Below are 22,324 nucleotides of genomic sequence, written 5' to 3'. Positions count from 1 at the left end.
GCCCGCAGCCGCTCCAGCTCGGCGAGGACACACGCCGGAGCTGCCCGTGACCGTCGAGGGGCCGCACATCCGGACGCCGGAGACCCAGGTGAACGCACGGCCCCACGAGCAGGCCGCCTTCATGCTGCGGGACCCGACTCGCGGGCCCCCGCCGGCCGCGCGGCTACGCGAACACGACCGTACGGCTGCCGTTCAGCAGAATCCGGTGCTCGGCGTGCCACTTCACCGCGCGCGCCAGCGCCTGGCACTCCACATCGCGCCCGACCGCCACGAGCTGCTCGGGGGTGACGTCATGGCTGACGCGCTCGACCTCCTGCTCGATGATCGGCCCCTCGTCGAGGTCGGCCGTCACATAGTGCGCGGTGGCGCCGATCAGCTTCACCCCGCGCACATGCGCCTGGTGGTATGGCTTCGCGCCCTTGAAGCTCGGCAGGAAGGAGTGGTGGATGTTGATGATCCGCCCGCTGAGCTGCTTGCACAGATCGTCCGAGAGGACCTGCATATAGCGGGCGAGCACCACCAGCTCGACGTTCTCCGCACGCACCAGCTCCAGCAGCTCCGCCTCTGCCTGCGACTTGGTGTCCTTGGTGACCGGGATGTGGTGGAAGGGGATGCCGTACGAGGAGACCAGCTCGGCGAAGTCCGTGTGGTTGGAGACCACGGCCGCGATCTCGACGGGCAGCGCGCCCGTCCGGGAGCGGAACAGCAGATCGTTCAGGCAGTGCCCGAACTTGCTGACCATGAGAATGATCCGCATCCGCTCCTCGGCGAGATGGATCTCCCAGTCCATCTCGAAGGAGTCCCCCACGGCGGCGAAGCTGGCCCGCAGCTTCTCCACGGACACCGGGGCCTCGGCCGAGAAGTGGACCCGCATGAAGAACAGACCCGTGTCCCGGTCTCCGAACTGCTGGCTGTCCTCGATGTTGCAGCCGGTGATGAAGAGGTAGCTGGAGACGGCGTGCACGATGCCCTGCTTGTCCGGGCACGAGAGCGTCAGGACGTACTGGTCGGTCATTCTTGTAGCCTGCCACATCCGCGGGCCACGGCCGTAGCTCGTCCACCACTCGAACCGCGCCCGGGCCCCGCCGGGACCTCGCCTCGTACGCGGATGATCAGGCGGGCCGGGTACAGCGGACCGGACGCTCAGGCGGACCGGGTATAGCTGACCGGACGCTCAGGCGGACCGGGTGAGTATCCGCAGGACCTCGAGCGAGCGCGGCGGCGCGTCCGGGTCCTCGCCGTCGTTCGAGGCCAGCCGCACATGGGCGTCACGGGCCGCCCGCACCGCCTCCGGCCAGCCGTGGTGCTCCAGATAGTCCGACACGGGGGCGTCCGCGCCGACCTGGTGCATGATCCGCAGCACCCGCAGCACCGCCACATCGACGAGCGCGGCCTCGGCCGAGTCCCTGAATATCGTCCCGACGTACTTCTCCGCGGACCAGTTGTCCAGCCAGGTGTCCTCGACCAGCCGGTAGACGGCGTCGGTCACATCCCCGTACCCCTCGTGGCCGGCCAGCCAGCACTCCTGGTGGAAGACGGGGTCGGAAAGCATATGCAGCGCCGAGCGCACATTGCAGCGCCAGCGCCACCATGGCATGTCATTGAGCGGCATGCCGCCCATGGTGGAGGAGCGACGGCCGCGGCGGGAAGGGCTGACGGAACCTGACTGCACGCAGTCGATCGTACGTTCCCCCTGTCGCGCGGCCCTGCGTCCCCCTGTAATTCACCTTCCGGTCACCCTTCGTTGTGGAGCGCTCACTCCGGCGTTCCCCGTGAGGAGGAAATGTGCATGGCCATGACCGGTTGGCGTCGCTCGTTCACCTCTCACCGCACCTCAGTCCGCGTCCCCACCTCAGTCCGCGTCCGCGCAGCGGCGGCCCTGACGGCCGGCGTATCACTCATAGCCGGCTGCGGCGTGCTCCCCGGCGGCTCGGGGGGCTCCAGGGAGCCCGTCAAAGTAATGACCTTCGCTCCGGAGAAGACCAGATCGACAAATCTGCCCGGAATGCCGGCCCTGGCGCAGACATACGCCCGGTGGGTCGCGGCCAAGGGCGGCATCGACGGCCACGAGCTGCAGGTCATCACCTGCAACGAGCAGAACACCCCCGCCGGAGCGGCCGCCTGCGCGCGGCGCGCGGTCAAGGAGGAGGTGGTCGCCGTCGTCGGCTCGTACAGCCAGCACGGCGATGCGTTCATGGCTCCCCTTGAGGCGGCCGGCATCCCCTTCATCGGCGGCTACGGGATCTCCGAGGAGGAGTTCACCAGCTATCTCTCCTACCCCGTCAACGGCGGCCAGGCCGCGCTGATGGCGGGCAGCGGCCGGCAGCTCGCCGGAGCCTGCGACAAGGTCGCACTGGTCCGGCCCAACTCGCTCGCGGGCGACGAACTGCCCCTGCTGCTCAACGCCGCCCTCAAGGAGCGCGGCCTCGACGAGGCCACGGACATCCTCGCCCCCGACGACGCCACCGCGTACGCGGAGCACGCGGAGAAGGCGCGCAAGGCGGCCGCCGAGGCGACGTTCGAGGAGCTGGAGAAGGGCGAGAAGCCCGGGTGCGTGGCGGCGGCGCTCGGCGACCGCACCGAGACCTTCCTCGACTCCTTCCGGCGGCTCTCCGACGACGGCCGGCAGGTCCGGATCTCCTCCGTCATGGGCAGCGTCAACCAGCTCCTGATCAACAGCACCGGTGGACGGAAGGGGCCCTTCGAGGGGGCGTACGTCACCGGCTGGTATCCGGAGGCGAACGACGCGCGCTGGCAGCCGATGCGGGACGTGATCAACGAATACGCCTTCGGCGACAACCGGATCGACCCGGCCGACGCGGGCGTCCAGACCACATGGATCGCCTACACCGTGCTGCGCAAGGCGATCGAGTCCCTCAACCGGAACGAGATCACCGCGTCGGCCCTCTCCCGCGCCCTGGACGACGGCGTCCGGGTCACGACGGGCGGGCTCACCCCGCCGCTGCGCTGGGAGTACGAGGACATGCTCGGCGCGCCGGGATATCCGCGGATCGTCAACACGAGCGTGAGCTTCCAGATGGTCCGCGGCGGCCGGCTGACGGCCCAGCAGGACGACTTCGCCGACGTCGCCGACACCTTGCTCAACGCGGCCTCTTCCGCGTAACCCGCTTCCTCCCGGGCCTCCGCCCGGCCCCAGCCCGCCGCCACGCCTTCTTCCGGGCGCGACCCATCCACGGGTCGAGCCTGAAGGCGCCTGGCACGCACCGGAGTCATGCGTGCCAGGCTCGCCCACGCTCAGCTGCTGACGCGGAGTTCGACCAGAACCGAAGGCGGGCCGGGCGGGAAGGCGCCCTCGCCGACGGACTTCGTCGAGTTCTTGGCCACCTTGACCTTGGTGGTCCTGCTTTCGGCGGTGAGGCTGGCCTCGACTGTTCTCAGTCAGGCCTTTCAGAGCTGGTCGCTGCGGCGCTCCGTCAGGTCGTACTTCTTGGCGATCACGTTCCACAACCCCGACGCTTCCTGCTTCGCCTTGGTCGCATCGCCGCTCGCCTTGTTCCCTCTCGCCAGTTCCTTGGTGCCGCGAGCCTGGCCGTCCTTGCAGCCCTTCTTGCCCTTCGTCTGGTTGGCCCAGGCCGCATAGTGGTCGTCCGCCGTGGCGGAAGCCTGCCAGGCCTCCGTGAGGGAGGCGGTGAGCTTGGCATGGTCGGGGAGTTGGTCGACGGTCAGCCCCTGCAGCCGGGTCACCATGCCCCGCCGCTGATTGGCGGCGGCGCGCAGATCCGCCGCGGCCTGGTCCAGGTTCTGGCACTGCTTGATGTTCTCGACCGAACGGATCACGCTGTCACGGCTGTTGTTGCTGTCCGCGAGGAGCTTGTCCAAGGCCTTGGCCTGCGGCTCGGCGGGGTCTGCGGGAGCGGACGGCGACTGGGAAGCCGGGCTGGGGGCCGCCGATCCGGCTGCGACGTTCTGGCCCGCGCCCGCGTTCTCGGGGTCGTCGTCTCCGCCGAAGACCACGGCGCTGACACCGAGCCCGAGTACCGCGCATCCGACGACGACTGCGGCGATCAGCGGCACCCGCGAGGATCTGCGGCGGCTGGTGTCCGGCTCGGGCGTCTGGGGCTCGTACGGCGCGTAGCCGTTCTGCGGAGTCTGCGGCGGAGGCTGGTGCCCGGCCGTCGGCTGGTGCTGCGGCTGGTCCGCGAACCGGGGCAACTGCTGTGTGGCGTCCGCCACATGAGGCGCGCCGCCTCCGCTCTCGCGGAAGAGGTTGTCGAACTCGGCCGGTGGCTGCCGGTCGCCGGGAGCGCCGGGCCTGATGCCGTAGGGGGCGCCTCTGGGCACGGGCGGGATCTGCGCGGTCGGGGCCGCGGCGCTTCCCTGCGCGACCGGGGGCAGATACTGCGTGGCCTGCGCATCGGGTCCTTGCGGGAGGGGGCGGGTGCCCAGGAACTGCGTCGACTCCGCCGGAGCCTCCGGCGGCAGCGCACCGGAGGCGGACTGCCCGCCGGGCGTGCCAGGCGCGCCAGGCGTGGACGCGACCGGCGGAATGTACTGCGTCGCGTCGGCGGCGCCCGCAGCGGACTGCCCCTGAGGAAGAGGTGCCTGCGGTGTCGCGGGCGCCTGCGGAGGAAGCGGCCGGCTGACCGGGGCCCCCGCGTGTCCGTGCTGGCTGGCATGCGCTCCATGACCAAGCTGGCCCAGGTGCCCCGACTGGTCGGCATGGGCCGACTGCCCCGGCTGCGCTGCCTGGCCATGCCAGCCCATATGTCCGGGCTGGCCCGCGTACCCCGACTGCCCCGCGTGGCCGGGCTGGCCCACGTACCCAAGTTGGCCCACATCAGCCTGCTGGCCCGGCTGCCCCGGCTGCCCCGGTTGTCCGGGAAGTCCGGGAAGTCCGGGGTGCTCCGGCTGGCCCGGGTGCCCTTGCTGCCCCGGGTGCCCCGGGTGCTCCGGCTGCCCCGGTTGTCCGGGGTGTCCCAGGTGCTCCGGCTGGCCCGGGTGCTCCGCGTACCCCGGCCCGCCCGCAAACGCCGACTGCCCCGCCTGACCGGCAGCGCCCGGCTGCCCCGCCCGGCCCGCAGCGCCCGGCTGGCCCGGATGCTGCCCGGGCTGCGGCTGCTGAGCCTGCCCCTGGGACTGAGCCTGGGCATCGGCATGAGCCTGCGGCCCCCAGGGCTGCCCCCACGGCCGGCCGCCCGCCGGAGTCCCCTGTGCGTCGCCGCCGGGTATCCAGGGCTCGCTGCCGTCTGCGGGCAGCACGACGCCCTCGTGCGCGGGCCGGTCAGCAGGGAGTTGCCGGCCGTCACCCTGTCCGCTTTGCGTCACCGGGGACTCCTACATCTGGTGCATCTGGCGTGTGGACCTACGGAACCGTCGGCTCACGCTACCGGCTCCCCACGGCGCTCCGCACACACGTGTGGCACCCGTTACAGCGCCTCCGCCGCGGTCGGCCGCGTCCGGCGCCGGGCTCCCGGCCGCAGCTCCCGGACTACGCCACGGTAGGCACACGGAATCCCCACATCGGCCCGCGCGGCAACGCATCGCAGCCCGCAACGCAGCCCGCGCCGGAGGGTCGCACCGGACGGTCACGCCGCCCGGACACAGCCCCCGGTCACAGCGCCCGGTCACAGCGCCCGGACACAGCGCCCGGACGCCGCCCGGTCACACCGCGCCCGTCACACCGGCTGCAGCCCCACCCTCGCGGTGAACTCCCGCACCGCCGGCTCGGCCGCGTACGGCTCCAGGCGCAGCTGGAGGTCATCCAGATACTCCGCGCCCCGGCTGGACCGCAGCGACCCCATCAGCTCGACGGCCCGCGCCCCCGACGCGCACGCCAGCTCCACCTCGCGCTGCTGGACCTGCGCCGAGGCGAGCAGGACATAGCCGATGGCCCGCCGCCTGGCCCGCGACTCCGGGTGGCCTTCGAGGGCGTCCGCCGCATGGCGCGCGGCGGGCCCGGGCTGCCCCAGGTCGCGATAGCAGTGGGCCAGTTCGTCCGCGAGATACGCCCCGTCGAAGTGGGCGATCCACGCGGGGTCGTCCCCGGACGCGCCGTCGGCCCGCCCCAGCACCTCGACCGCCCGCCCCGCCGCCTTCAGGCAGGTGCGGGAGTCGCCGAGCAGCGCGTGCCCGCGCGCCTCCGCCGCCAGGAACATCGCCTCCGCCCTCGGCGTGACGTGCCCCCGCGTCCCTTCCTGGGCGGCGCGCGCGAGCTGCGCGATCTCTCGCGGATTGCCGAGCTGTGCCGCGAGGTGGCTCATCGAAGCGGCCAGCACATAGCCGCCGTAGCCGCGGTCGCCCGCCGCCTGCGCCAGTCTCAGCGCCTGGATGTAGTACCGCTGGGCGAGGCCGGGCTGACCGGTGTCGACGGCCATATAGCCGGCCAGTTCGGTCAGCCGCGCGACCGCCGCGAACAGTTCGCGTCCGACCGATTCCCGGTACGACCCGGAGAGCAGCCCGGAGATCACGCTGTTGAGGTAGTGCACGACCACGGGCCGCACATGGCCGCTGCCGAACCGGTGGTCGAGTTCGGTGAGCGCGCCGGTCGTCGCCCGTACCGCCGCGACGTCGGACATCCCGACACGTGCGCCCGCGTTCCGCGCCACCTGCGGGTCCGCGCCGGTGATCAGCCAGTCCCGGCTGGGCTCTACGAGCGCGGAGGCCGCGACCGCGGAGCCCGACAGGAAGTCGCGGCGGCCCACGTCGCTGCGCCACAGCTCGCAGACCTGCTCGATCGCGCCGAGCACGGTCGGCGAGAACTGCAGCCCCACGCCGGAGGCGAGGTTCTTTCCGTTCGCCATCCCGATCTCGTCGATCGTGACCGTGCGGCCCAGCTTTCGGCCCAGCGCCTCGGCGATGATGCCCGGCGCCCGTCCGCGCGGCTGCTGGCCGCGCAGCCAGCGGGCCACCGACGTCTTGTCGTACCGGAGATCCAACCCCCGTTCCGCGCCGACCATGTTGACGCGACGGGCCAGCCCTGCGTTGGAACACCCGGCTTCCTGGATGAGCGCCTGCAATCGCTCGTTCGGCTGTCGGGCGACGAGAGGCCTGGCTGCCATTGACTACCCCCTGAGGCCGGCTGATCGGTCCACCACAGTGATCAGTGCCCGGCTGATATACGGAGAATGCAGAATGGTTCGGTCTTTGTCGCTTTTTGCCGGTAGGCGCGTCTCCCGCAGTTGGCTACCCGCCCCCCGCAGCGCAACAGCATGCGCGCCCCTGCCCGTGCACCCATGCGCCCCGTATGCAGGATCGATGCTCCACCACCCGCGCCGTGACGCCCGTAACCCAAGGTGAAGGGGGGAGTTGAGTGTGTCGTGGAAGAGACCATCGGAGTCAGCGCAGTCAGCTCAGTCAGCGCCGTCAGCAGAGTCAGCGGAGTCTCCGGAGGCGGCGCCGAAACCGCGCGGATCCCCCAGCAGCGGGGCGAGCAGCTGCTGGACAGCGCCGTGCGGTACGCGGAGGAGCGGCACTGGGACGTGTTCCCCGGCACCTGGCTGGAGCCGGTGGACGGCAGGGAAGTCTGCTCGTGCGGCGAGGCGGCCTGCCCGGCGCCGGGCGCGCACCCGGCCAGGCCCGACTGGGCGCACCAGGCGACAGGCAGCGCTGTGGCGGCGCGCAGGCTGTGGTCCAAGCACCCAAGGGCCTCCATCCTGCTGCCCACCGGCCGTACGTTCGACGCGCTCGACGTCTCGGAGTCCGCCGGCTTTCTGGCACTGGCCCGGCTCGAGCGGATGGACCTTCCGCTCGGCCCGGTGACCTGCACCCCGGACCGGCGGATGCTGTTCTTCGTCCTTCCCGGCGGCGCGGCCAAGGTCCCCGACCTGGTCCGCGGACTCGGCTGGACGCCCAGTGCGATCGATCTCGCCCCGCGCGGCGAGGGCCACTATGTGGCGGCTCCGCCGACCCGCGTCGGCGGCCGTGGCGCGGTGCAGTGGGCGCGCCGCCCGACGCCCGCCAACCGCTGGCTGCCGGACGCGGAGGAGTTGATCAGCCCGCTGGCGTACGCGTGCGGGCGGGAGGCCGCCACGGCGAGGACGGCGCGCAGGCCGGGGCCCACCGGGGGCTGAGCCCTGCACCCCCTCTGCGGCGTTGCTTAGGGTGGTCCCCGTACGTACGGGGACATCGAAAGGCGGGCCGCCATGCCGGACCAGGCAGCGCACCAGGCCACGGAAGCACTTTCCACATCTGAGGTATCTGCGGCATCTGAGGTATCTGAAGTTTCTGCGGTGGGCGGAGCGTCACAGGCGCCGCCCGCCGTTCTCGTCCAGGACCTGTGGAAGAGGTTCGGCGATCAGGTCGCGGTCTCGGGTGTCGATCTGACGCTGCCCGCGGGACGGTTCATCGGTCTGGTCGGTCCGAACGGCGCGGGAAAGACCACCACGCTGTCGATGGTGACCGGGCTGCTCCGCCCCGACAAGGGCCGTGTCGAGGTGGCCGGACACGACGTCTGGCGCGACCCGGTCGAGGCCAAGTCCCGTATCGGCGTGCTGCCGGAGGGTCTCCGTCTCTTCGAGCGGCTGTCCGGGCGTGAGCTGCTGGCGTACAACGGGCGGCTGCGCGGGCTGCCCGGCGGCGAGGTCGACAAGCGGGCGGCCCAGCTGCTGGACGTGCTCGACCTCGCGGGAGCGCAGCACAAGCTGGTCGTCGACTACTCGACCGGCATGCGCAAGAAGATCGGCCTGGCGGCCGCGCTGCTGCACAACCCGGAAGTGCTGTTCCTGGACGAGCCGTTCGAGGGCGTCGACCCGGTGTCGGCGCAGACGATCCGCGGAGTGCTGGAGCGCTACACCTCATCGGGCGCGACCGTCGTCTTCTCCAGCCATGTGATGGAGCTGGTGGAGTCGCTGTGCGACTGGGTGGCCGTGATGGCGGCCGGCCGCATCCGTGCCCAGGGGCCGCTGGCCGAGGTGCGCGGGGACGCCCCGTCGCTGCAGCAGGCGTTCCTGGAACTCGTCGGCGCGAACGGCCGGGACGCGGGGCAGTCGCTGGACTGGCTGGGCGGCGGCGCGCGATGACGACCCCGGTGACCACCCCAGTGAACGCCCCGGTGAGCCCCCGCTCGCCGTCTCTCACGACTGTCTTCGTACGGCTCAAGCTGTCGCTGCTGGCCAACGGCCTGCGCCAGTCCTCGGGCCGTACGGCGGTCTTCGTCACATCGCTCGTGCTGACGGTGCTGTTCGCGGCGGGCCTGATGCTCGGCCTACTCGTGCTGCGCGGCCACGGCCACGCCTTGTCCCCGGTCGTCCTGCTGATCGGGCTGCTTGCGCTGGGCTGGGCGACCATGCCGCTGTTCTTCCCGAGCGGGGACGAGACGCTGGACCCGACGCGTCTGGTGATGCTGCCGCTGCGGCCGCGACCGCTGGTCCGGGCGCTGCTGGTCACCTCGCTGGTGGGCATCGGGCCGCTGTTCACGCTGTGCCTGGCGGTCGGCTGCGCACTGGCCCTGGCGCACGGGGCGGCCGGGGTGCTCGTCTCCGTCGTGGCCGTGCCGCTGACGCTGCTGGTGTGCGTGGCGCTGGCCCGGGCCGTCGCGGCGGGCAACATCCGGCTGCTCACCTCGCGCAAGGGCCGCGATCTCGCGGTGCTGAGCGGTCTGGTGATCGCGGTGGGCATCCAGTTGGTCAACTTCGGCACCCAGCGGCTGACCGAGGCGGGCGGGCTCGCGGCGCTCGACCCGGCGGCGCAGATCGTGCAGTGGCTGCCCCCGGCCTCCGCGCTCGCCGCGGTGGACGCGGCGAGCAAGGGCGCGTACGCCACGGCGGCCGTGCAGCTGGCGCTTTCCGGAGCCGCGCTGGCCGGCTGTCTGCGGCTGTGGCAGGGCAGTCTGACGAAGCTGATGACCTCCCCGGACGGCTCCACGCTCGCGGCGGCCGCGGAGCCCACGCGCAAGGACCCCGCCGCCGGACGCGGCGGCGGCCTCCACGCGCTGCTGCCCGACGGGCGTACGGGCACGGTGATGCAGCGGAGCCTGCGCTATGTGTGGCGCGACCCCAAGACGAAAGCGGCGTGGACGACGTCGCTGGCGATCGGTCTGATCGTGCCGCTGTTCAACGCCCTGCAGGGCACGGGCTCGGTCTATCTGGCGTGCTTCGCGGCGGGGATGCTCGGCGTCCAGATGTACAACCAGTTCGGTCAGGACACCTCGGCGTTCTGGATGGTGGCGCTGACGATCTCGTCCCCCCGGGACGCGTACGAGGAACTGCGCGCGCGTGCCCTGGCATTGCTGCTGGTCACCCTCCCCTACACGGTCTTCGTGGTGGTCCTCACCGCCGCCCTGCTGGGCGACTGGGCCGTGCTGCCCGAGGTCCTGGGCCTCTCCCTGGCCCTGCTGGGCGCGATGCTGGCGACGGGCGCGGTGGCCTCGGCCCGCTTCCCGTACTCCATCCCCCAGGACAGCGCGTACAAGAACGTCGCCCCGGGCCAGGGGGCCATCGCCTGGATGTCCATCCTCGGCGGCATGGTCGCCGGCATGCTGCTGTGCGCCCCGCTGATCGCCGCCGCCATCTGGCTCCACGCGACAGGCGCGGAAGGAGCCCGCTGGCTCCTCCTCCCCGCGGGCGCGGCATACGGCGCTCTCATCGGCTGGGCGGGCCTGCGGCTGGCGGCCCCGCAGACGGCGAAGCGCCTTCCGGAGATCCTGACGGCGGTCAGCAAGGTTTGACGCGCATGACGGGTACGGCGGGCATGGCGGGTACGGCGGGCATGACGGCGCGTCGGCTGAACTAGCCTGAACGATCATGTCGACACCTCCGCCGAACCCGAGCCCGTACCCCTACGGGCAGCCTCAGCCCCACCCTCAGCCTCCGCACCCTCCGCAGGCGGGATTCGGGGCTCAGGCGCCGTACCCGGCACAGCCGGGCCATCCCCAGCAGCCGTATCCGGGCCAGCCCGGCCCCGGATACGGCACCGGCCCCGGATACGGCTCCGGATACGGCTCCGGTCCGGGATACGGATGGGGAACCCCGCCACCCCCTCCCCCGGCCCCGAAGAAGAACACCGGCCGGGTGGTGGCCCTGGTGCTGGCCACGGTCGTCGGCGGTGCGGCGCTCGCCTGGTATCTGGCCTACCGCGACATCGACGGGGGCGGCTCGTCGAGCTTCCCGGAAGCACGTTACGAGCTGGCGCTGCCGCAGACCCTGCTCGACGACGAGTACCAACTGGCCGACGACAGCTCCGAGAAGACCAACGCGGACATGAGCAAGACCGACTTCCAAGACGCGCGGCAGTCGGGCGTCCTCGACCCGAAGGCCGTGGTCGGCCAGTACACATCCACGGGTGCGCAGCCCGGTGTGCTGATCTTCTCCGGCTTCCACGCCCGCATCAACGACCCGGACCGGGCACGGACCAAGGCCCTCAAGGGCGCGGGTGACGCGGAGGGCACGACCGTCGTCGTGGCTCCCAGGGACACCACGCCGGAGGGCTCGGAGGTGACCGTCACCTGCCAGGTCATCTCCGTGGAGCAGTCCCCCGGGGGAACGGCTGCCGTCCCGATGTGCGCCTGGGCGGACGACAACACCGCGGCGACGGTCGGCCTCGCCGAGGCTGCGTCGGCGCAGAAGTCGCCGGAGGAGCTGGACCTCGACGCGCTTGCCCGCACGACGCTGAAGATCCGCGAGGAGACCCGGAAGCCGATCGGCTGAGCCTCAGGCCGTCCGGCTGCGCCAGGTGTCGAGGACGGACCGGACCGCGCTGGACGCCCGGTCTTGCGCGGGGCGGTCCGCCCACAGGTGGGCGTCATGCTCGGCCTCGGCGAGCCGCACCGTCTGATCGGTCGTAGCGACGGCGAAGTTGAGCTGACGGCTCTTGCGTCCGCTGCCGGAGCGGTAGTCGAAGTGGCCCAGGTAGTCGCCCACGGCGGACACCGTCAGCCCGGTCTCCTCGGCGACCTCCCGCCGCAGTGCCTCGATCAGGCCCTCGCCTTCGTCGACGCCGCCGGAGGGCAGCTCCCACAGCCCGCCGAGGTAGTCCCCGGCAGCGCGGTGCAGCAGCAGCACCTTTCCGTCCGGGTCGGCGATGACCGCGCCGACGACGGTCTTCTCGATGGCCTCGGATTCAGCGGCGCGGATGAGGGCGTGGAGGAGTTCGTCGTTGACGGGAGAGGGGCTCACAGCGGCAGATCCTTCGCAACGGCGGCGACGTTTGCGTTGAACATGATGGCGGGTGCGTGCGGTTCATCGGCTCAGCCTCTCGCTCAGCAGGTTCTGACCAGCTCGAACCAGACGCCCTTGCCGCCTTGAGCCCCGAACCCGAGGGGCGCGCCGGTCTCGGTACCCCACCGCCCCTCGGTGACGGCGTCCACCAGCCACATGCCGCGCCCGCTCGCGCCGTCGTAGCCGTGCAGCATCACGGGGCGTCGGCGCTCTCCGTCGTACACGGTGACCCGTACGCCCTTGTCCCGCACGGCCAGCCAGAGGAGGGACCCGATCCCCATGGTGTGCCGGTAGGCGTTGGTGACGAGTTCCGAGGTGCACAGCGTTGCCCGGTCGACGAAGTCGTCGAGCTCCTGGGCACGCAGCACGGAGGCGACGAAGTCGCGCGCGATGCGGGGGGATGTGGGGAGGGGAGGACAGAAGAGCGTGTACGAGTAGGGCATGGCGTATCAGCTCCGAATGGGAGGTCGGATGCACGTCCAACTGGACCGTTCCGCAGCCGAGTTCAGGCAGGACGAAGACCGCACTCCATACTGTGTCGACTGCACTACCGACCGTAGCGGACAAGGTTGATACGTATCAACCTTGTCCGGCGAAAATCGAGGCTGGGCGGTGGACCGTGGCAGGGTGAACTCAACACACTCAGCCTTGAGAAGAGAGAGCCGATGCCGCCGAGGAGCAACCCCACGGCACGTCAGGAACGTCTGGGCACGGAGTTGCGCAGGCTCCGCGAAGCCGCGGGTGTGACGGCACGCGATGCGGCAGCCCTGCTGGGTTCAGGCGCGACGCAGATGAGCCATCTGGAAGCGGGCCGCTTCGGGGTCAGCGAGGAGCGGGTACGCAGACTCGCGTCGTACTACGAGTGCGGAAACGCCCAGTTGATCGACGCATTGGCTGCAATGGCGACCGAGCGCGTAGAAGGCTGGTGGGAAGAGTTCCGCGGCGTCCTCACGCCACGACTCCTGGATCTCGCCGAACTGGAACACCACGCGCACTGCTTGCGGCAAGTGGAGGTGATCCACATTCCTGGGTTGTTCCAACTCGAAGACCATGTGCGCGCCATGCTGACCTACGTGGTCCCACAGCTGCCTGACAGCGAGCTCGAACATCGGATCGCCTTCCGAGTACGGCGGCAGTCCATCCTCACCAGCCCGCGAGCCGTCCCCTTCGACGCGGTCATCCACGAGGCGGCACTGCGCATCAAGGTGGGCAGCACCAAGACCAGCCGATCCCAGCTCGAACACATCCTGGAGATGTCGGAGCTTGAGAATGTGACCGTGCGTGTCATCCCCTTCGACATCGAAGGCTTTGCGGGCGCAGGCTTCGCGATGCTTCACGCGAGCGGCCCCGTACCCGAGCTGGACACAGTCCAGCTCGACGCCGCCCACGGCAGCCTCCTGATTGATGCCGCACCTCAAGTGCACAAGTACCGCACGCTCTTCGAGAAGACCCAAGGCATGGCCCTATCGGCTGCCGAGTCTCGCGATCTCATCCGTCGCATCGCACACGACATGTGAAAGGCCCACCCATGACGGTAGGAATCACCTGGCTGAAGTCCTCGTTCTCCGGGGCTGGCGACGACAACAACTGTGTGGAGGTGGGCGCGACCCCCACCGCCGTCCACCTCCGCGAGAGCGACGCCCCCGGCACCGCCCTCACCACCACCCCCGCCGCGCTGCACGCCCTCATAGCCGCCGCCAAGGAGGGCGGTCACAGAGCAGTCGGCGGGTGAGTCACCGCATGTGCCCTGGATCTCTCTGACAAGGTCGCGTGGGAGCGATGATTCCGGAGTGGCGCGGCGGTCTCCATTGCCGTAACCCCGGACGAGACAACGAGGAGCGGTTCCCATGCGCATCGTGATCAGCGAGTTCATCAGCCTCGACGGCGTCGTGCAGGCACCGGGTGGGCCGGAGGAGGACACCGAGGGCGGCTTCGCCCACGGCGGTTGGACGCAGCCGTACTTTGACCCCGAGGTGGTCGGCGGGGCCTTCGACGAGGCGCTGGGGAAGGCGGAGGCGCTGCTGTTCGGGCGGCGTACGTGGCAGACGATGGCCGGGGCGTGGCCGGAGCGGGCCGGTGATCCGTTCGCGGACCGGATGAACGCCGTCCGGAAGTACGTCGTGTCCCGGACGCTGGGCGAGTCGGATCTGACGTGGAACAACACGCAGCTCATCCCGGGCGACAAGGCCGTCGCTCAGATCCGGGAGCTGCGCACGGCCGGCGACGGCGATCTGCTGGTCATGGGAAGCGCATCGCTCGCGCGCACCCTGCTGGGCGAGGGTCTGGTCGACGAGCTGAAGCTCATGGTCATGCCGGTGATCCTCGGCGGCGGAAAGACGATCTTCCCCGACGACGGCACGAAGCTCCCGCTGGAGCTGGTCTCCACGGTCACCAGCGGCGCCGGCGTCCAGGTGTGCACCTACCGCCGGGCGGCAGACGGGGCCTGACACCCGGACGAGGTACCGTGCACCCCAGTGTGCACGTCCTACGGGGGACGAGCAGAGCACGTAGCACGGGGTGAATCCAAGCACCATGTCCTTTGAAGACGAGTGGGCCCGGCACATATCCGACGCCGGTACGCAGAGCCCGACAAGCACCCGACTGAACCAGCTCGACGGCGGAGGGGGTCAGGGCGGCAAGCCGAAGCTGCATGTGACGCCCGCCGTCCTCCGGGGCCGCGCCAACAAAGCGGAGACCGAGGCGGCCAAGGAGTTCGCGGAAGCGCACAAGAGCGTGATCTCCAAGACGTCCGAGGTATCGGGCTCCATGAAGGGCTTCGCCTCCGACGAGGCGTTCGCCGCCTTTCTGACCTCCTGGAAGAAGGGGGTCAAGTACGTCTCGGGGCGGATCGGCAACGAGGGGCTCGCGAAGGAGCTCAGGTCGGCCGCGAACTCGTTCGGCGACGAGGAAGCCGAGCGAAAGAGAAGCTTCGACAAGGAGCGCAAGTACCAGCCCGGCGACGTCATCTAAGGGGTCGGCGTGGCACTGAGTTACACGGACCTGAGGAATGTGAACCTGGAGAAGCTCTCCGCCGCGGTGGGCGCCTGGGCGGGGCTTCCGGGCCTCGTCCACCAGGCCGGGTGGACCTTCAACAACGTCGTGGCCAAGGGGCTTCGCGAGTCGGACTGGGAAGGCGAGACCGCGGAGGCGGCGTTCACGACGCTCAGAGGGATCAAGAACCAGATAGACAACGCGGAGCACGAGGCGGACAGCGTCCACCGCTTCCTGAACAACTGCCTGGAGTCCTTCCGCTCCGCGAAGAGGGTGCTCGACGACATCGCCGCCGAGCTGGCGGGCCATACGCACCTGTCGCTCAACACCGGCGACGGCTCCGTCTTCGTGGACTCCGCCAAGGTGGAGCCGAACGAACTCGCCAAGCTCCAGGAGGCGTACACCTCCATCATCAAGGGCTACAAGGAGCGAACCGAGCAGGCCCTCGAGGACGCCCGCAAGACCGATGAGACGCTGCGCTGGTCCCTGCAGGACATGAGCGACAAGTACCACATCGGTTTTCTGCCGACGGCGCCGGTCAGCCTGGCGGACGCCCGGCGGATGCGCAAGGAGCGCGCCCAGGAGGACAGCGGCAAGAAGATCTCGCTCAAGGAACTCTCCGACAAGGAGATCCAGACCAAGCTGGACAACGCCTCCAAGGGGAAGTTCGGCGAGTCCTGGCTCAAGCCGGCGGCGGAGTTCATCGGCTACCGGGCGTGGCTCAACAGCGCCAACAGCGCGCAGAAGGGGAAGTGGGCCGACGCGGAGTCGTACTTCATCGCCGGAACGCCCGCCTATGCGGCCGGCATGGAGGCCTCGCTGATGGAGAGTTCCGGCGGAGGGGGGCGACACCGCAAGCCGACGCTGATGAACAAGGCGGGCTGGCTGGGCGGAAAGGTCTTCGGCTTCCCCGCCGGCGTGGTGGCCACGGGACTGGACTTCTACTACACCCCGGCGCAGAGCGCCTCCCAGGGACCCGATGCGAAGATCATGGCCCCCAAGGACCCGGGAAGGGTGCATTGGAAGTGAGCGGTGTGAACAGACGACGCGAGAACCCGTCGGGCCGGGGCGGAGGGCAGCTCCTCGATCTGCTGTCCCGCACCCACAGGACCCTGATCCTCGGTGTGCTGGCCTCCGTGGGCGGAATCGGGGGCTTCATCACCGCCGTCGCACAAGGTGCTGGGATCGTCGAGATTCTGGGCGCGCTCGCGGTCGGCGTGGTGGGGCTGCTGCTGGCCACCGGCTACATCGTGGGGTACGGGAGGCGGAATCCCGGCAGGGAACCACGTCGTCCCCGATGACACGACCCCGATGACAGGTCCCCCGTGGCCGACCGGGCCCGCCCCGCACCCGACCGGGGCGGGCAGCAACTGGGACCGGGCGGACGCGGAACTCTGGATCCCGGTGATGCGGACCGTCACGGCCTGACCGCCGACCACGGGTGCGGCCCGGGCTCCCGGCCCGGGCCGTACCCCTTCGGCTCAGCGGAACTCGTGGACCACCTGTATCTCCCCGACGATATGGGCGTTGAACTCGTCGAGTTCCTCGGCCGGAACCCACAGTTCGAGGATCGTCTCCCCTCCGGCCTGCCGGACGGGGTACCGGGTCAGGAAACCGGCGTCGACCTCGAAGCGGGTGACAAAGCCCGCCCCGTCGTGCCGCACGTTCCAGTCCCTGGCGATCCTGACGGCGTAGTCCTCGTTGAGGACCGGATAGAAGATCGGCTGCTCGGGCAGCCGGGGCGGCCAGGCACGCCAGTTCAGCTGTCGGACGAGCTCCAGTTCCTCGGGCCCGGTCGGGCGCCACAGGGTCGTCGTTGCGGGCAGGCCGGTCATGACGATCATCGTATCCGGTCGTCGCGCCGCAGGCCCCGCCCCGCGTCTTCGTCGGTTCGCGGACCGGGTCGGGTCCGGCGCTCCAGGTCGCCGGGCTCCGAGCCAGGACCGCGTATGGCGGGTCGCGGTGGGGGGCGGCATCCGGTGTTCCCCGGCCACGGGCGGCGTCAGCTCTCCCCGGGGCCGGGTCTCAGGGCGTCAGCACGCCGTCCAGGAAGGGCTCTATCGCCGAACGCCAGCCCTCCGGCTGGTCGAAGTGGACGAGGTGGCCTGCGTCGGCGACTTCGCCGTACTGGCCGCGGGGGAGGACGCGGACCATCTCCGAGGCCTCCGCACGGCCCAGTTCGCCGTCGAGGCCGCGAACGACCAGGGTGGGGCAGAGGACTTGGGCCAGCTCTTCCCAGTGGGCGTCGTAGACCCAGGTGGCTCGGCTGACGAGCATCTGCCGACGGGAGAAGACGGGGCGCCAGCCGTCGGCCCGTTCCGCCATGACCTCGGCGAAGAACTCCCCCCGGGAGGGGCTGGGGCGCTCGACCCGAGGGTCGTCCTCTCCGAACCACTTGCGGACGTCGGCGAGGGTGGCGAAGGGGACCGGCCAGGAGCGGAACCACTCCTCCCACTCTCGCTGTGAGGCCGCTCCCAGCGCGGAGGCCCGCATATCACAGATGACCAGGGCCCGGACCAGGTCAGGGCGTTTGGCGGCGAGCTGCCATGCCGTCAGGGCGCCCATGGAGTGGCCGATGAGGACCGCCGGGGCGAGGCCGAGCTGTTCGATCGCGGCCTCGGCGTCGGAGACGTACGCGTCCCTCGTGAAGGGGCCGTCCGCCGGTTTGTCGCTGCGGCCGTGCCCGCGCTGGTCGAGCGCGACGGCGCGGTGCCGCTCGGCCAGCCAGCGGGCCGTGGAGGCCCAGTGCGAGGCACGGCCCATCAGGCCGTGGAGCAGTAATACGCCCGGAGCGGGCTCGCCGTCGCCGCTGCGGCCCTTGGGAGGGTCGGCGAACTCCCATGCGGCGAGGCGTACGCCGCCGGCTCCGATGACATCGATGCGCCGCACCATATGACCTGGCACCCCCTTCTCCCCCGGTGATCGAACCCTGTTGAGCCCCGCCAGACTATCGAACTTCTATTCGAACAAGCTGGAAACACGGCTTCGCCGCGCAACACCGCTCATTCGAGTGACCACGCTCAAGGATTGGCGTCCACGACCCAGGGGAGATCTTCTCCGGGGGGCGGGCCGCTCGGGGAAAACGGTCCGAGGGGATGACCCTGGGAGCTCGGGGCTCAGGGTCGCCACAGGGGAGGACGGGCCCCGGCGTCGCAAGGCGCCGGGGCCCACCCCTGTCGCCGCCGGAAGGCCGAAAGACCTCGGGTGCCGTGCGCGGGCGCGTGAAACGGCGCGCCGTGACACGCGCGGGGCGTACGACGTGCGCGGCGGGCGCATCACCCAGATCCCCTCCCCGGCCATGGGGTCATATGCCTCAGCCACAGCGTGGCACGCGATTCCCTCGGGCGCTGCCGTTCCAGCGGGAATCCGGACGGAAATCGGAGTCAGGTGGACGGAAAAGCGACCAGCGCGCGCCGCCCGGACGCCTCCGGACGCCCCTCGCTCGCCTCAGCGGCCCCGGCGGCCTCCGCGGCCTCCGAGCCCCCAAGGGCCAAGCCACCCACAAGGCGCTCCAAGCCACCCCGAGGACGCTCCAGGGCGACCAGGGCTCCGGGGCCCTTCAAGCCAAGCAGGGCCCCGGGGCACGCCTGGGGCTCCCAGGGCGCTCCAGGACGTCATGGCGCCCAGGGCAACGGCTACGGGCCCCGGGGCCCCGGGGTCAGCGCTTGGCTACGAAGACATGCGAGGCGACATCCGATTCAAGCTCCGCCGCCTCGCCGCCGCTGCCCACGAGCACGCCGCCCGCGGACTCCGTCACACTCACCACGGCGCCGGGCTGCACGCCCGCGCGGCGGAGGGTGTACATCAGCTGGGCGTCCGTCTGGATCGGCTCGCCGATACGGCGGACGACCACGGTCATGCCCTCCGCGCCCGCGTCCAGGTCGGCCAGCGAGACCATCCCGGCGTCCAGGAAGGGGTCGGCCTCCGCCTTCTCGCCCAGCTCCTCCAGGCCCGGGATCGGGTTCCCGTAGGGCGACTCGGTCGGGTGGCGCAGCAGCTCCAGCACCCGCCGCTCGACCGCCTCGCTCATCACATGCTCCCAGCGGCACGCCTCCGCGTGGACCTGCTCCCACTCCAGGCCGATGACGTCGACGAGCAGGCACTCGGCGAGGCGGTGCTTGCGCATCACGCGCGTGGCCAGCCGGCGGCCCTCTTCGGTCAGCTCCAGATGGCGGTCTCCCGCGACCGTGACCAGGCCGTCCCGCTCCATGCGGGCCACGGTCTGGCTGACCGTGGGACCGCTCTGGTCGAGCCGCTCGGCGATACGGGCGCGCATAGGCACCACACCTTCCTCTTCGAGCTCGAGGATGGTGCGGAGATACATCTCCGTGGTGTCGATCAGTCCGGACATACGTGCCCCTCGATGGAATCGTGCTGGCGGCCCTGAAACCAATTCTGACGTATCCCACTGACAACCGTCCCGCGCCGGTGCAAGCCCGCCGCCGATCGTTCATGTCGATGTGGGGGAACGGCCGCGTTGACGGCCGTATTGACAGGGCAATGGTCCAGACCGCAACGTGATCGGCGGCATGAACATTCCACCCGTGCGAGAGGGCTGCGCATGAGCGAGAGCAAGCTGGCCGGTCAGTTCTTCGACGCCGCGATCGGTCTGCTGCAGCGCGTACGGGCCGAGGAGTCCGCGAGCATCGCGGCCGCCGGGGCCGCGATCGCCGACGCCGTCGCCGCGGACGGCCGCCTGTTCGCCTTCGGCGCCGGGCACTCCTCCCTCCCCGCACAGGACGTCGTCTACCGTGCCGGCGGCCTCGCCCTGATGAATCTGCTGGCCGTCCCCGGCGCCGTCGGCGTCGACGTCATGCCAGCGACGCTCGGCTCGGCCCTGGAGCGCGTCGACGGGCTGGCGGGCGCGGTGCTCGACTCCAGCCCCGCCCGCGCCGGCGACGTACTGGTGATCATCTCCCTGTCGGGTCGCAACGCCCTGCCGGTGGAGATGGCGATGAACGCGCGCGCCCTCGGGCTGACGGTGATCGGCGTGACCTCGGTGGCGTACGCACATGAGACCAGGTCCCGCCATGCGTCCGGCGCCTTCCTCAAGGACCACTGCGACATCGTCCTCGACTCCAAGATCGCGGTGGGCGACGCCGAGCTGACGCACAAGGAGATCGAGGCCCCCTTCGCGCCCGCGTCCACGGTGGTCACCTGTGCGCTGATGCAGGCGACGATGGCCGCTGCGGCGGAGCGCCTCGTCGAGCAGGGCATCGAGCCCCCGCTGCTGCGCTCCGGGAACGTGGACGGCGGCCACGAGTGGAACGGCCGGATGATGGACCAGTACGCGGACCGGATCTTCTTCCGTCGCTGAGCGCCGCCGCGCACGGCTGGGCGCCGCCGGGTTCCGCTGGGCGCCGCTGGGCGCCGCTGGGCGCCGCTGGGCGCCGCTGGGCATCTGCCGGCCCGCCGCCGACCGTCGCCGCATCGTCCCGACCGCCGCGCACTGCTGGGCGGCGCCGGGCTCCGCCGGTCTGCCGCCGAGCGCCGCCGAGCGGGCTACGGCCCTCCGTCCTCCCCCGGCGCGGCCAGGCGGGCCAGATCCAGTGACGCGGCCGCGAGGGTCGCGACGCTCTCCGCATAGACCGCGTCGGGCCGTTCGAACGGCGGGCGACTGGCGGTGCGCAGGAAGGTGAGGACCCCCAGGGTGCGGCCGCGGCTGCGCAGCGGGGTGCACAGGGCGTGCGCGGTGTCGCCCGGCCACTGGCGCTCCTCGGCCCACTCGCCGGCCGCCCGGCCGCCGACGTCCACCGCGGGGCTCCCGCCGCCCCTCGCCCGCGCGCCCGCCCTGGTAACCGCCCCCGCGCCCGCGCTCGCGCGGACCGAGCCGACGCGGTCCGCCGACTGGAGGGCCGGATGACCCGCCGGATAGCGGACGGGGATGCCCGAGCCCTCCGGGCCCGCACCCGCGACGGGCACGCACGGCCCCGGCGCGCCGGACGGCGTCGCCGCCGCGCGGACCAGCCGGTCGCCGCCCGGCTCCACCAGGTCGATCAGGGCATGGTCGGCGAAGCCCGCGAGCGCGAAGTCGACATAGGCCGTCGCCGCCTCCATCGGGTCCTCGCACTCGACGGCGGCGCGCCCCGCCCGGTGCAGCTGGCTCGCCCGGAAGCGCAGCCTGTCGGCCTCCTGCTCGGCCAGCTTCTGCTCGGTCACATCGTGGAACAGCCAGCCCACGCCCAGGGGCACCGGCTCCTCCGCGAGCGGCGAGGCGAGCCGCAGGAACCCGCTCCGCCAGCACCTCCGCCGCTCCCCCTCCCCCTCCGCGTCGTCCTGGCCTTCCGTCGCCCTCAGGGTCACCCACAGCTCGACCAGCCCCCGGGGCGCGCCCTCGGCCAGTACGTGGTGCAGCGCGCCCTCCAGTTCCTCCACGCCCCGGACGACCAGCTCCCCCAGCGGCCGGCCCAGCGGCGAGACCCGTCCCGCGCCGAGGGCCCGCGCGGCATGGGCGTTGACGACGGTCGGGCGCAGATCCACATCGACCAGGACGACCCCCCAGGAGGCGTCGTCGAACAGCGCCTCGCTCAGCGCGATCGAGCGCTCCAGGTCGATCTGCGCATGGACTTCGCTGAAGGCCGTGTAGACGCCGGTGGGCTTGCCGTCCACACCCGGCACCCGCGCCGACTGCGTCCGTACGAGCACCCGGCTCCCGTCCTTGCGCAGCAGCGCGAACTCATGCACCTGCCGTCCCGGCGCGTCCATGGCCGCCAGCAGCCGCGCCTCGACCTCTCCGGCGTCCGCGCTGCGCACCGCCCATCCGGCGAACCCGCGCCGCCCTACCGCCTCCCCGGCCGACCAGCCGAGAATCCGCTCGGCCTCCCGGTTCCAGTGGGTGATCACGCCGTCCGCGTCGAAGGCGCAGAGCGCGGCGTCCATCCCGTCCAGCAGCGCGGCCAGCAGCTCCGCTCCCGGCCCCCCGCCCCGCTCCCGCCGCCGCGCTTCCCCGGGCCCGGGCTCGTCCGGCCCGAGCGCCGCACCCGCCGTCTCACTCCTGGAAGCACTCATCCTGGACCCCCTGCAGGACGCGTCCCACGCATGCTCATGCCCGTCAGCTTCAGCTCATGCACGTAGGTTCATTCAACTGGAACGTGACGCAGCACACACTCTGTTCCCGAAAATCGTTGCCGCTTGGAAATGGGGTTGTGGGCGCACCGCCCGCTTCCTAGTGTGTGCAGCACACGGGAAAGGAGGTGGTTCGGCAGATGTATGACAACCGG

At 71.1% G+C, this 22,324-nt stretch carries 23 protein-coding genes; 13 read left to right on the top strand and 10 right to left on the bottom strand.

Going from position 1 to position 22,324, the window contains the following annotated elements; translation table 11 throughout:
* Window positions 1-163 precede the first annotated feature (163 nt).
* Both purU and QCN29_RS25650 read right to left on the bottom strand, forming a co-directional pair.
* A complete protein-coding gene (gene purU, locus QCN29_RS25655) occupies window positions 164-1,015 on the bottom strand; it encodes a formyltetrahydrofolate deformylase (RefSeq protein ID WP_279931096.1) in 852 nt (283 codons plus the stop codon).
* Between the two features lie 159 nt (window positions 1,016-1,174).
* Complete coding sequence (locus tag QCN29_RS25650; RefSeq protein WP_240137852.1) at window positions 1,175-1,621, bottom strand: SCO4402 family protein; 447 nt, start codon at window positions 1,619-1,621, stop codon at window positions 1,175-1,177.
* Window positions 1,622-1,795: 174 nt separating this feature from the next.
* On the opposite strand from QCN29_RS25650, the gene QCN29_RS25645 reads away from it, so the two are divergent.
* Window positions 1,796-3,124, top strand: coding sequence for an ABC transporter substrate-binding protein (locus tag QCN29_RS25645; protein ID WP_279931115.1), 1,329 nt, complete (start codon window positions 1,796-1,798; stop codon window positions 3,122-3,124).
* Between the two features lie 284 nt (window positions 3,125-3,408).
* Here QCN29_RS25645 and QCN29_RS36920 read toward each other — a convergent pair whose 3' ends face one another.
* Window positions 3,409-4,302, bottom strand: coding sequence for a hypothetical protein (locus QCN29_RS36920; protein WP_318036741.1), 894 nt, complete (start codon window positions 4,300-4,302; stop codon window positions 3,409-3,411).
* 342 nt (window positions 4,303-4,644) lie between these two features.
* Between QCN29_RS36920 and QCN29_RS36915 the strand changes: the two genes are divergently transcribed.
* Window positions 4,645-5,463, top strand: coding sequence for a hypothetical protein (locus QCN29_RS36915; RefSeq protein WP_318036740.1), 819 nt, complete (start codon window positions 4,645-4,647; stop codon window positions 5,461-5,463).
* Between the two features lie 173 nt (window positions 5,464-5,636).
* On the opposite strand, the gene QCN29_RS25635 is transcribed toward QCN29_RS36915, so the two are convergent.
* Complete coding sequence (locus QCN29_RS25635; RefSeq protein ID WP_279931093.1) at window positions 5,637-7,019, bottom strand: tetratricopeptide repeat protein; 1,383 nt, start codon at window positions 7,017-7,019, stop codon at window positions 5,637-5,639.
* A gap of 258 nt (window positions 7,020-7,277) precedes the next feature.
* Between QCN29_RS25635 and QCN29_RS25630 the strand changes: the two genes are divergently transcribed.
* From QCN29_RS25630 to QCN29_RS25615, 4 genes are all read left to right on the top strand, one after another.
* Window positions 7,278-8,030, top strand: coding sequence for a bifunctional DNA primase/polymerase (locus tag QCN29_RS25630; RefSeq protein ID WP_398859951.1), 753 nt, complete (start codon window positions 7,278-7,280; stop codon window positions 8,028-8,030).
* A 72-nt stretch (window positions 8,031-8,102) separates the two neighbouring features.
* Entirely contained in the window at window positions 8,103-8,978 is an 876-nt protein-coding gene (locus QCN29_RS25625) for an ABC transporter ATP-binding protein (protein WP_279931092.1), read from the top strand.
* Window positions 8,975-10,624 (top strand): transporter, encoded by a 1,650-nt coding sequence (locus QCN29_RS25620; RefSeq protein WP_279931091.1) that lies wholly within the window; start codon window positions 8,975-8,977, stop codon window positions 10,622-10,624. Before QCN29_RS25625 ends, QCN29_RS25620 begins: the two co-directional genes overlap by 4 nt.
* A 76-nt stretch (window positions 10,625-10,700) precedes the next feature.
* Window positions 10,701-11,603, top strand: a complete 903-nt coding sequence (locus tag QCN29_RS25615; RefSeq protein ID WP_279931089.1) for a hypothetical protein — start codon at window positions 10,701-10,703, stop codon at window positions 11,601-11,603.
* Window positions 11,604-11,606: 3 nt separating this feature from the next.
* On the opposite strand, the gene QCN29_RS25610 is transcribed toward QCN29_RS25615, so the two are convergent.
* Together QCN29_RS25610 and QCN29_RS25605 are read right to left on the bottom strand one after the other, a co-directional pair.
* Window positions 11,607-12,071, bottom strand: coding sequence for an NUDIX hydrolase (locus QCN29_RS25610; protein WP_279931087.1), 465 nt, complete (start codon window positions 12,069-12,071; stop codon window positions 11,607-11,609).
* A gap of 83 nt (window positions 12,072-12,154) precedes the next feature.
* Window positions 12,155-12,556 (bottom strand): ATP-binding protein, encoded by a 402-nt coding sequence (locus tag QCN29_RS25605; protein WP_279931086.1) that lies wholly within the window; start codon window positions 12,554-12,556, stop codon window positions 12,155-12,157.
* Between the two features lie 126 nt (window positions 12,557-12,682).
* On the opposite strand from QCN29_RS25605, the gene QCN29_RS25600 reads away from it, so the two are divergent.
* The 6 genes from QCN29_RS25600 (at window position 12,683) to QCN29_RS25575 (ending at window position 16,405) form a co-directional block, all read left to right on the top strand.
* Complete coding sequence (locus tag QCN29_RS25600) at window positions 12,683-13,630, top strand: helix-turn-helix domain-containing protein (RefSeq protein ID WP_318036739.1); 948 nt, start codon at window positions 12,683-12,685, stop codon at window positions 13,628-13,630.
* A gap of 11 nt (window positions 13,631-13,641) precedes the next feature.
* Window positions 13,642-13,845 (top strand): DUF397 domain-containing protein, encoded by a 204-nt coding sequence (locus QCN29_RS25595; protein WP_279931084.1) that lies wholly within the window; start codon window positions 13,642-13,644, stop codon window positions 13,843-13,845.
* 115 nt (window positions 13,846-13,960) lie between these two features.
* Window positions 13,961-14,560, top strand: a complete 600-nt coding sequence (locus QCN29_RS25590; RefSeq protein ID WP_279931083.1) for a dihydrofolate reductase family protein — start codon at window positions 13,961-13,963, stop codon at window positions 14,558-14,560.
* An 85-nt stretch (window positions 14,561-14,645) separates the two neighbouring features.
* Window positions 14,646-15,083, top strand: coding sequence for a hypothetical protein (locus QCN29_RS25585; protein ID WP_279931082.1), 438 nt, complete (start codon window positions 14,646-14,648; stop codon window positions 15,081-15,083).
* A 9-nt stretch (window positions 15,084-15,092) separates the two neighbouring features.
* Entirely contained in the window at window positions 15,093-16,133 is a 1,041-nt protein-coding gene (locus QCN29_RS25580; RefSeq protein WP_279931081.1) for a hypothetical protein, read from the top strand.
* 5 nt (window positions 16,134-16,138) lie between these two features.
* A complete protein-coding gene (locus QCN29_RS25575; RefSeq protein WP_279931080.1) occupies window positions 16,139-16,405 on the top strand; it encodes a hypothetical protein in 267 nt (88 codons plus the stop codon).
* 180 nt (window positions 16,406-16,585) lie between these two features.
* Here the strand turns inward: QCN29_RS25575 and QCN29_RS25570 are convergent, their stop codons facing one another.
* From QCN29_RS25570 to QCN29_RS25560, 3 genes are all read right to left on the bottom strand, one after another.
* Window positions 16,586-16,939, bottom strand: a complete 354-nt coding sequence (locus QCN29_RS25570; protein WP_240137784.1) for a hypothetical protein — start codon at window positions 16,937-16,939, stop codon at window positions 16,586-16,588.
* Window positions 16,940-17,129: 190 nt separating this feature from the next.
* Window positions 17,130-17,996, bottom strand: a complete 867-nt coding sequence (locus QCN29_RS25565) for an alpha/beta fold hydrolase (protein WP_279931111.1) — start codon at window positions 17,994-17,996, stop codon at window positions 17,130-17,132.
* Window positions 17,997-18,762: 766 nt separating this feature from the next.
* Entirely contained in the window at window positions 18,763-19,455 is a 693-nt protein-coding gene (locus QCN29_RS25560) for a metal-dependent transcriptional regulator (protein WP_240137785.1), read from the bottom strand.
* A gap of 210 nt (window positions 19,456-19,665) precedes the next feature.
* On the opposite strand from QCN29_RS25560, the gene QCN29_RS25555 reads away from it, so the two are divergent.
* Window positions 19,666-20,421: an SIS domain-containing protein gene (locus tag QCN29_RS25555; RefSeq protein ID WP_279931078.1), complete on the top strand. Its 756-nt coding sequence runs from the start codon at window positions 19,666-19,668 to the stop codon at window positions 20,419-20,421.
* Window positions 20,422-20,606: 185 nt separating this feature from the next.
* On the opposite strand, the gene QCN29_RS25550 is transcribed toward QCN29_RS25555, so the two are convergent.
* Window positions 20,607-22,112, bottom strand: a complete 1,506-nt coding sequence (locus tag QCN29_RS25550; protein WP_279931077.1) for a PAS domain-containing protein — start codon at window positions 22,110-22,112, stop codon at window positions 20,607-20,609.
* Window positions 22,113-22,324: the final 212 nt, after the last annotated feature.

This window comes from Streptomyces chengmaiensis, assembly GCF_029846775.1.
GTDB classification, from domain to species: Bacteria; Actinomycetota; Actinomycetes; order Streptomycetales; family Streptomycetaceae; genus Streptomyces; species Streptomyces chengmaiensis.
The sequence above is the reverse complement of the archived record's forward strand: the minus strand, read 5'-3'. Positions and strand labels throughout refer to the sequence as shown.

Coding starts and splice junctions, on each gene's coding strand:
- QCN29_RS25605 (WP_279931086.1), bottom strand. CDS start 12,556: ATGCCCTACTCGTACACGCTCTTCTGTCCTCCCCTCCCCACATCCCCC.
- QCN29_RS25585 (WP_279931082.1), top strand. CDS start 14,646: ATGTCCTTTGAAGACGAGTGGGCCCGGCACATATCCGACGCCGGTACG.
- QCN29_RS25550 (WP_279931077.1), bottom strand. CDS start 22,112: ATGAGTGCTTCCAGGAGTGAGACGGCGGGTGCGGCGCTCGGGCCGGAC.
- purU (WP_279931096.1), bottom strand. CDS start 1,015: ATGACCGACCAGTACGTCCTGACGCTCTCGTGCCCGGACAAGCAGGGC.
- QCN29_RS25555 (WP_279931078.1), top strand. CDS start 19,666: ATGAGCGAGAGCAAGCTGGCCGGTCAGTTCTTCGACGCCGCGATCGGT.
- QCN29_RS25565 (WP_279931111.1), bottom strand. CDS start 17,996: ATGGTGCGGCGCATCGATGTCATCGGAGCCGGCGGCGTACGCCTCGCC.
- QCN29_RS25595 (WP_279931084.1), top strand. CDS start 13,642: ATGACGGTAGGAATCACCTGGCTGAAGTCCTCGTTCTCCGGGGCTGGC.
- QCN29_RS25635 (WP_279931093.1), bottom strand. CDS start 7,019: ATGGCAGCCAGGCCTCTCGTCGCCCGACAGCCGAACGAGCGATTGCAG.
- QCN29_RS25645 (WP_279931115.1), top strand. CDS start 1,796: ATGACCGGTTGGCGTCGCTCGTTCACCTCTCACCGCACCTCAGTCCGC.
- QCN29_RS25590 (WP_279931083.1), top strand. CDS start 13,961: ATGCGCATCGTGATCAGCGAGTTCATCAGCCTCGACGGCGTCGTGCAG.
- QCN29_RS25625 (WP_279931092.1), top strand. CDS start 8,103: ATGCCGGACCAGGCAGCGCACCAGGCCACGGAAGCACTTTCCACATCT.
- QCN29_RS25615 (WP_279931089.1), top strand. CDS start 10,701: ATGTCGACACCTCCGCCGAACCCGAGCCCGTACCCCTACGGGCAGCCT.
- QCN29_RS25560 (WP_240137785.1), bottom strand. CDS start 19,455: ATGTCCGGACTGATCGACACCACGGAGATGTATCTCCGCACCATCCTC.
- QCN29_RS25570 (WP_240137784.1), bottom strand. CDS start 16,939: ATGACCGGCCTGCCCGCAACGACGACCCTGTGGCGCCCGACCGGGCCC.
- QCN29_RS25650 (WP_240137852.1), bottom strand. CDS start 1,621: ATGGGCGGCATGCCGCTCAATGACATGCCATGGTGGCGCTGGCGCTGC.
- QCN29_RS36915 (WP_318036740.1), top strand. CDS start 4,645: ATGACCAAGCTGGCCCAGGTGCCCCGACTGGTCGGCATGGGCCGACTG.
- QCN29_RS25620 (WP_279931091.1), top strand. CDS start 8,975: ATGACGACCCCGGTGACCACCCCAGTGAACGCCCCGGTGAGCCCCCGC.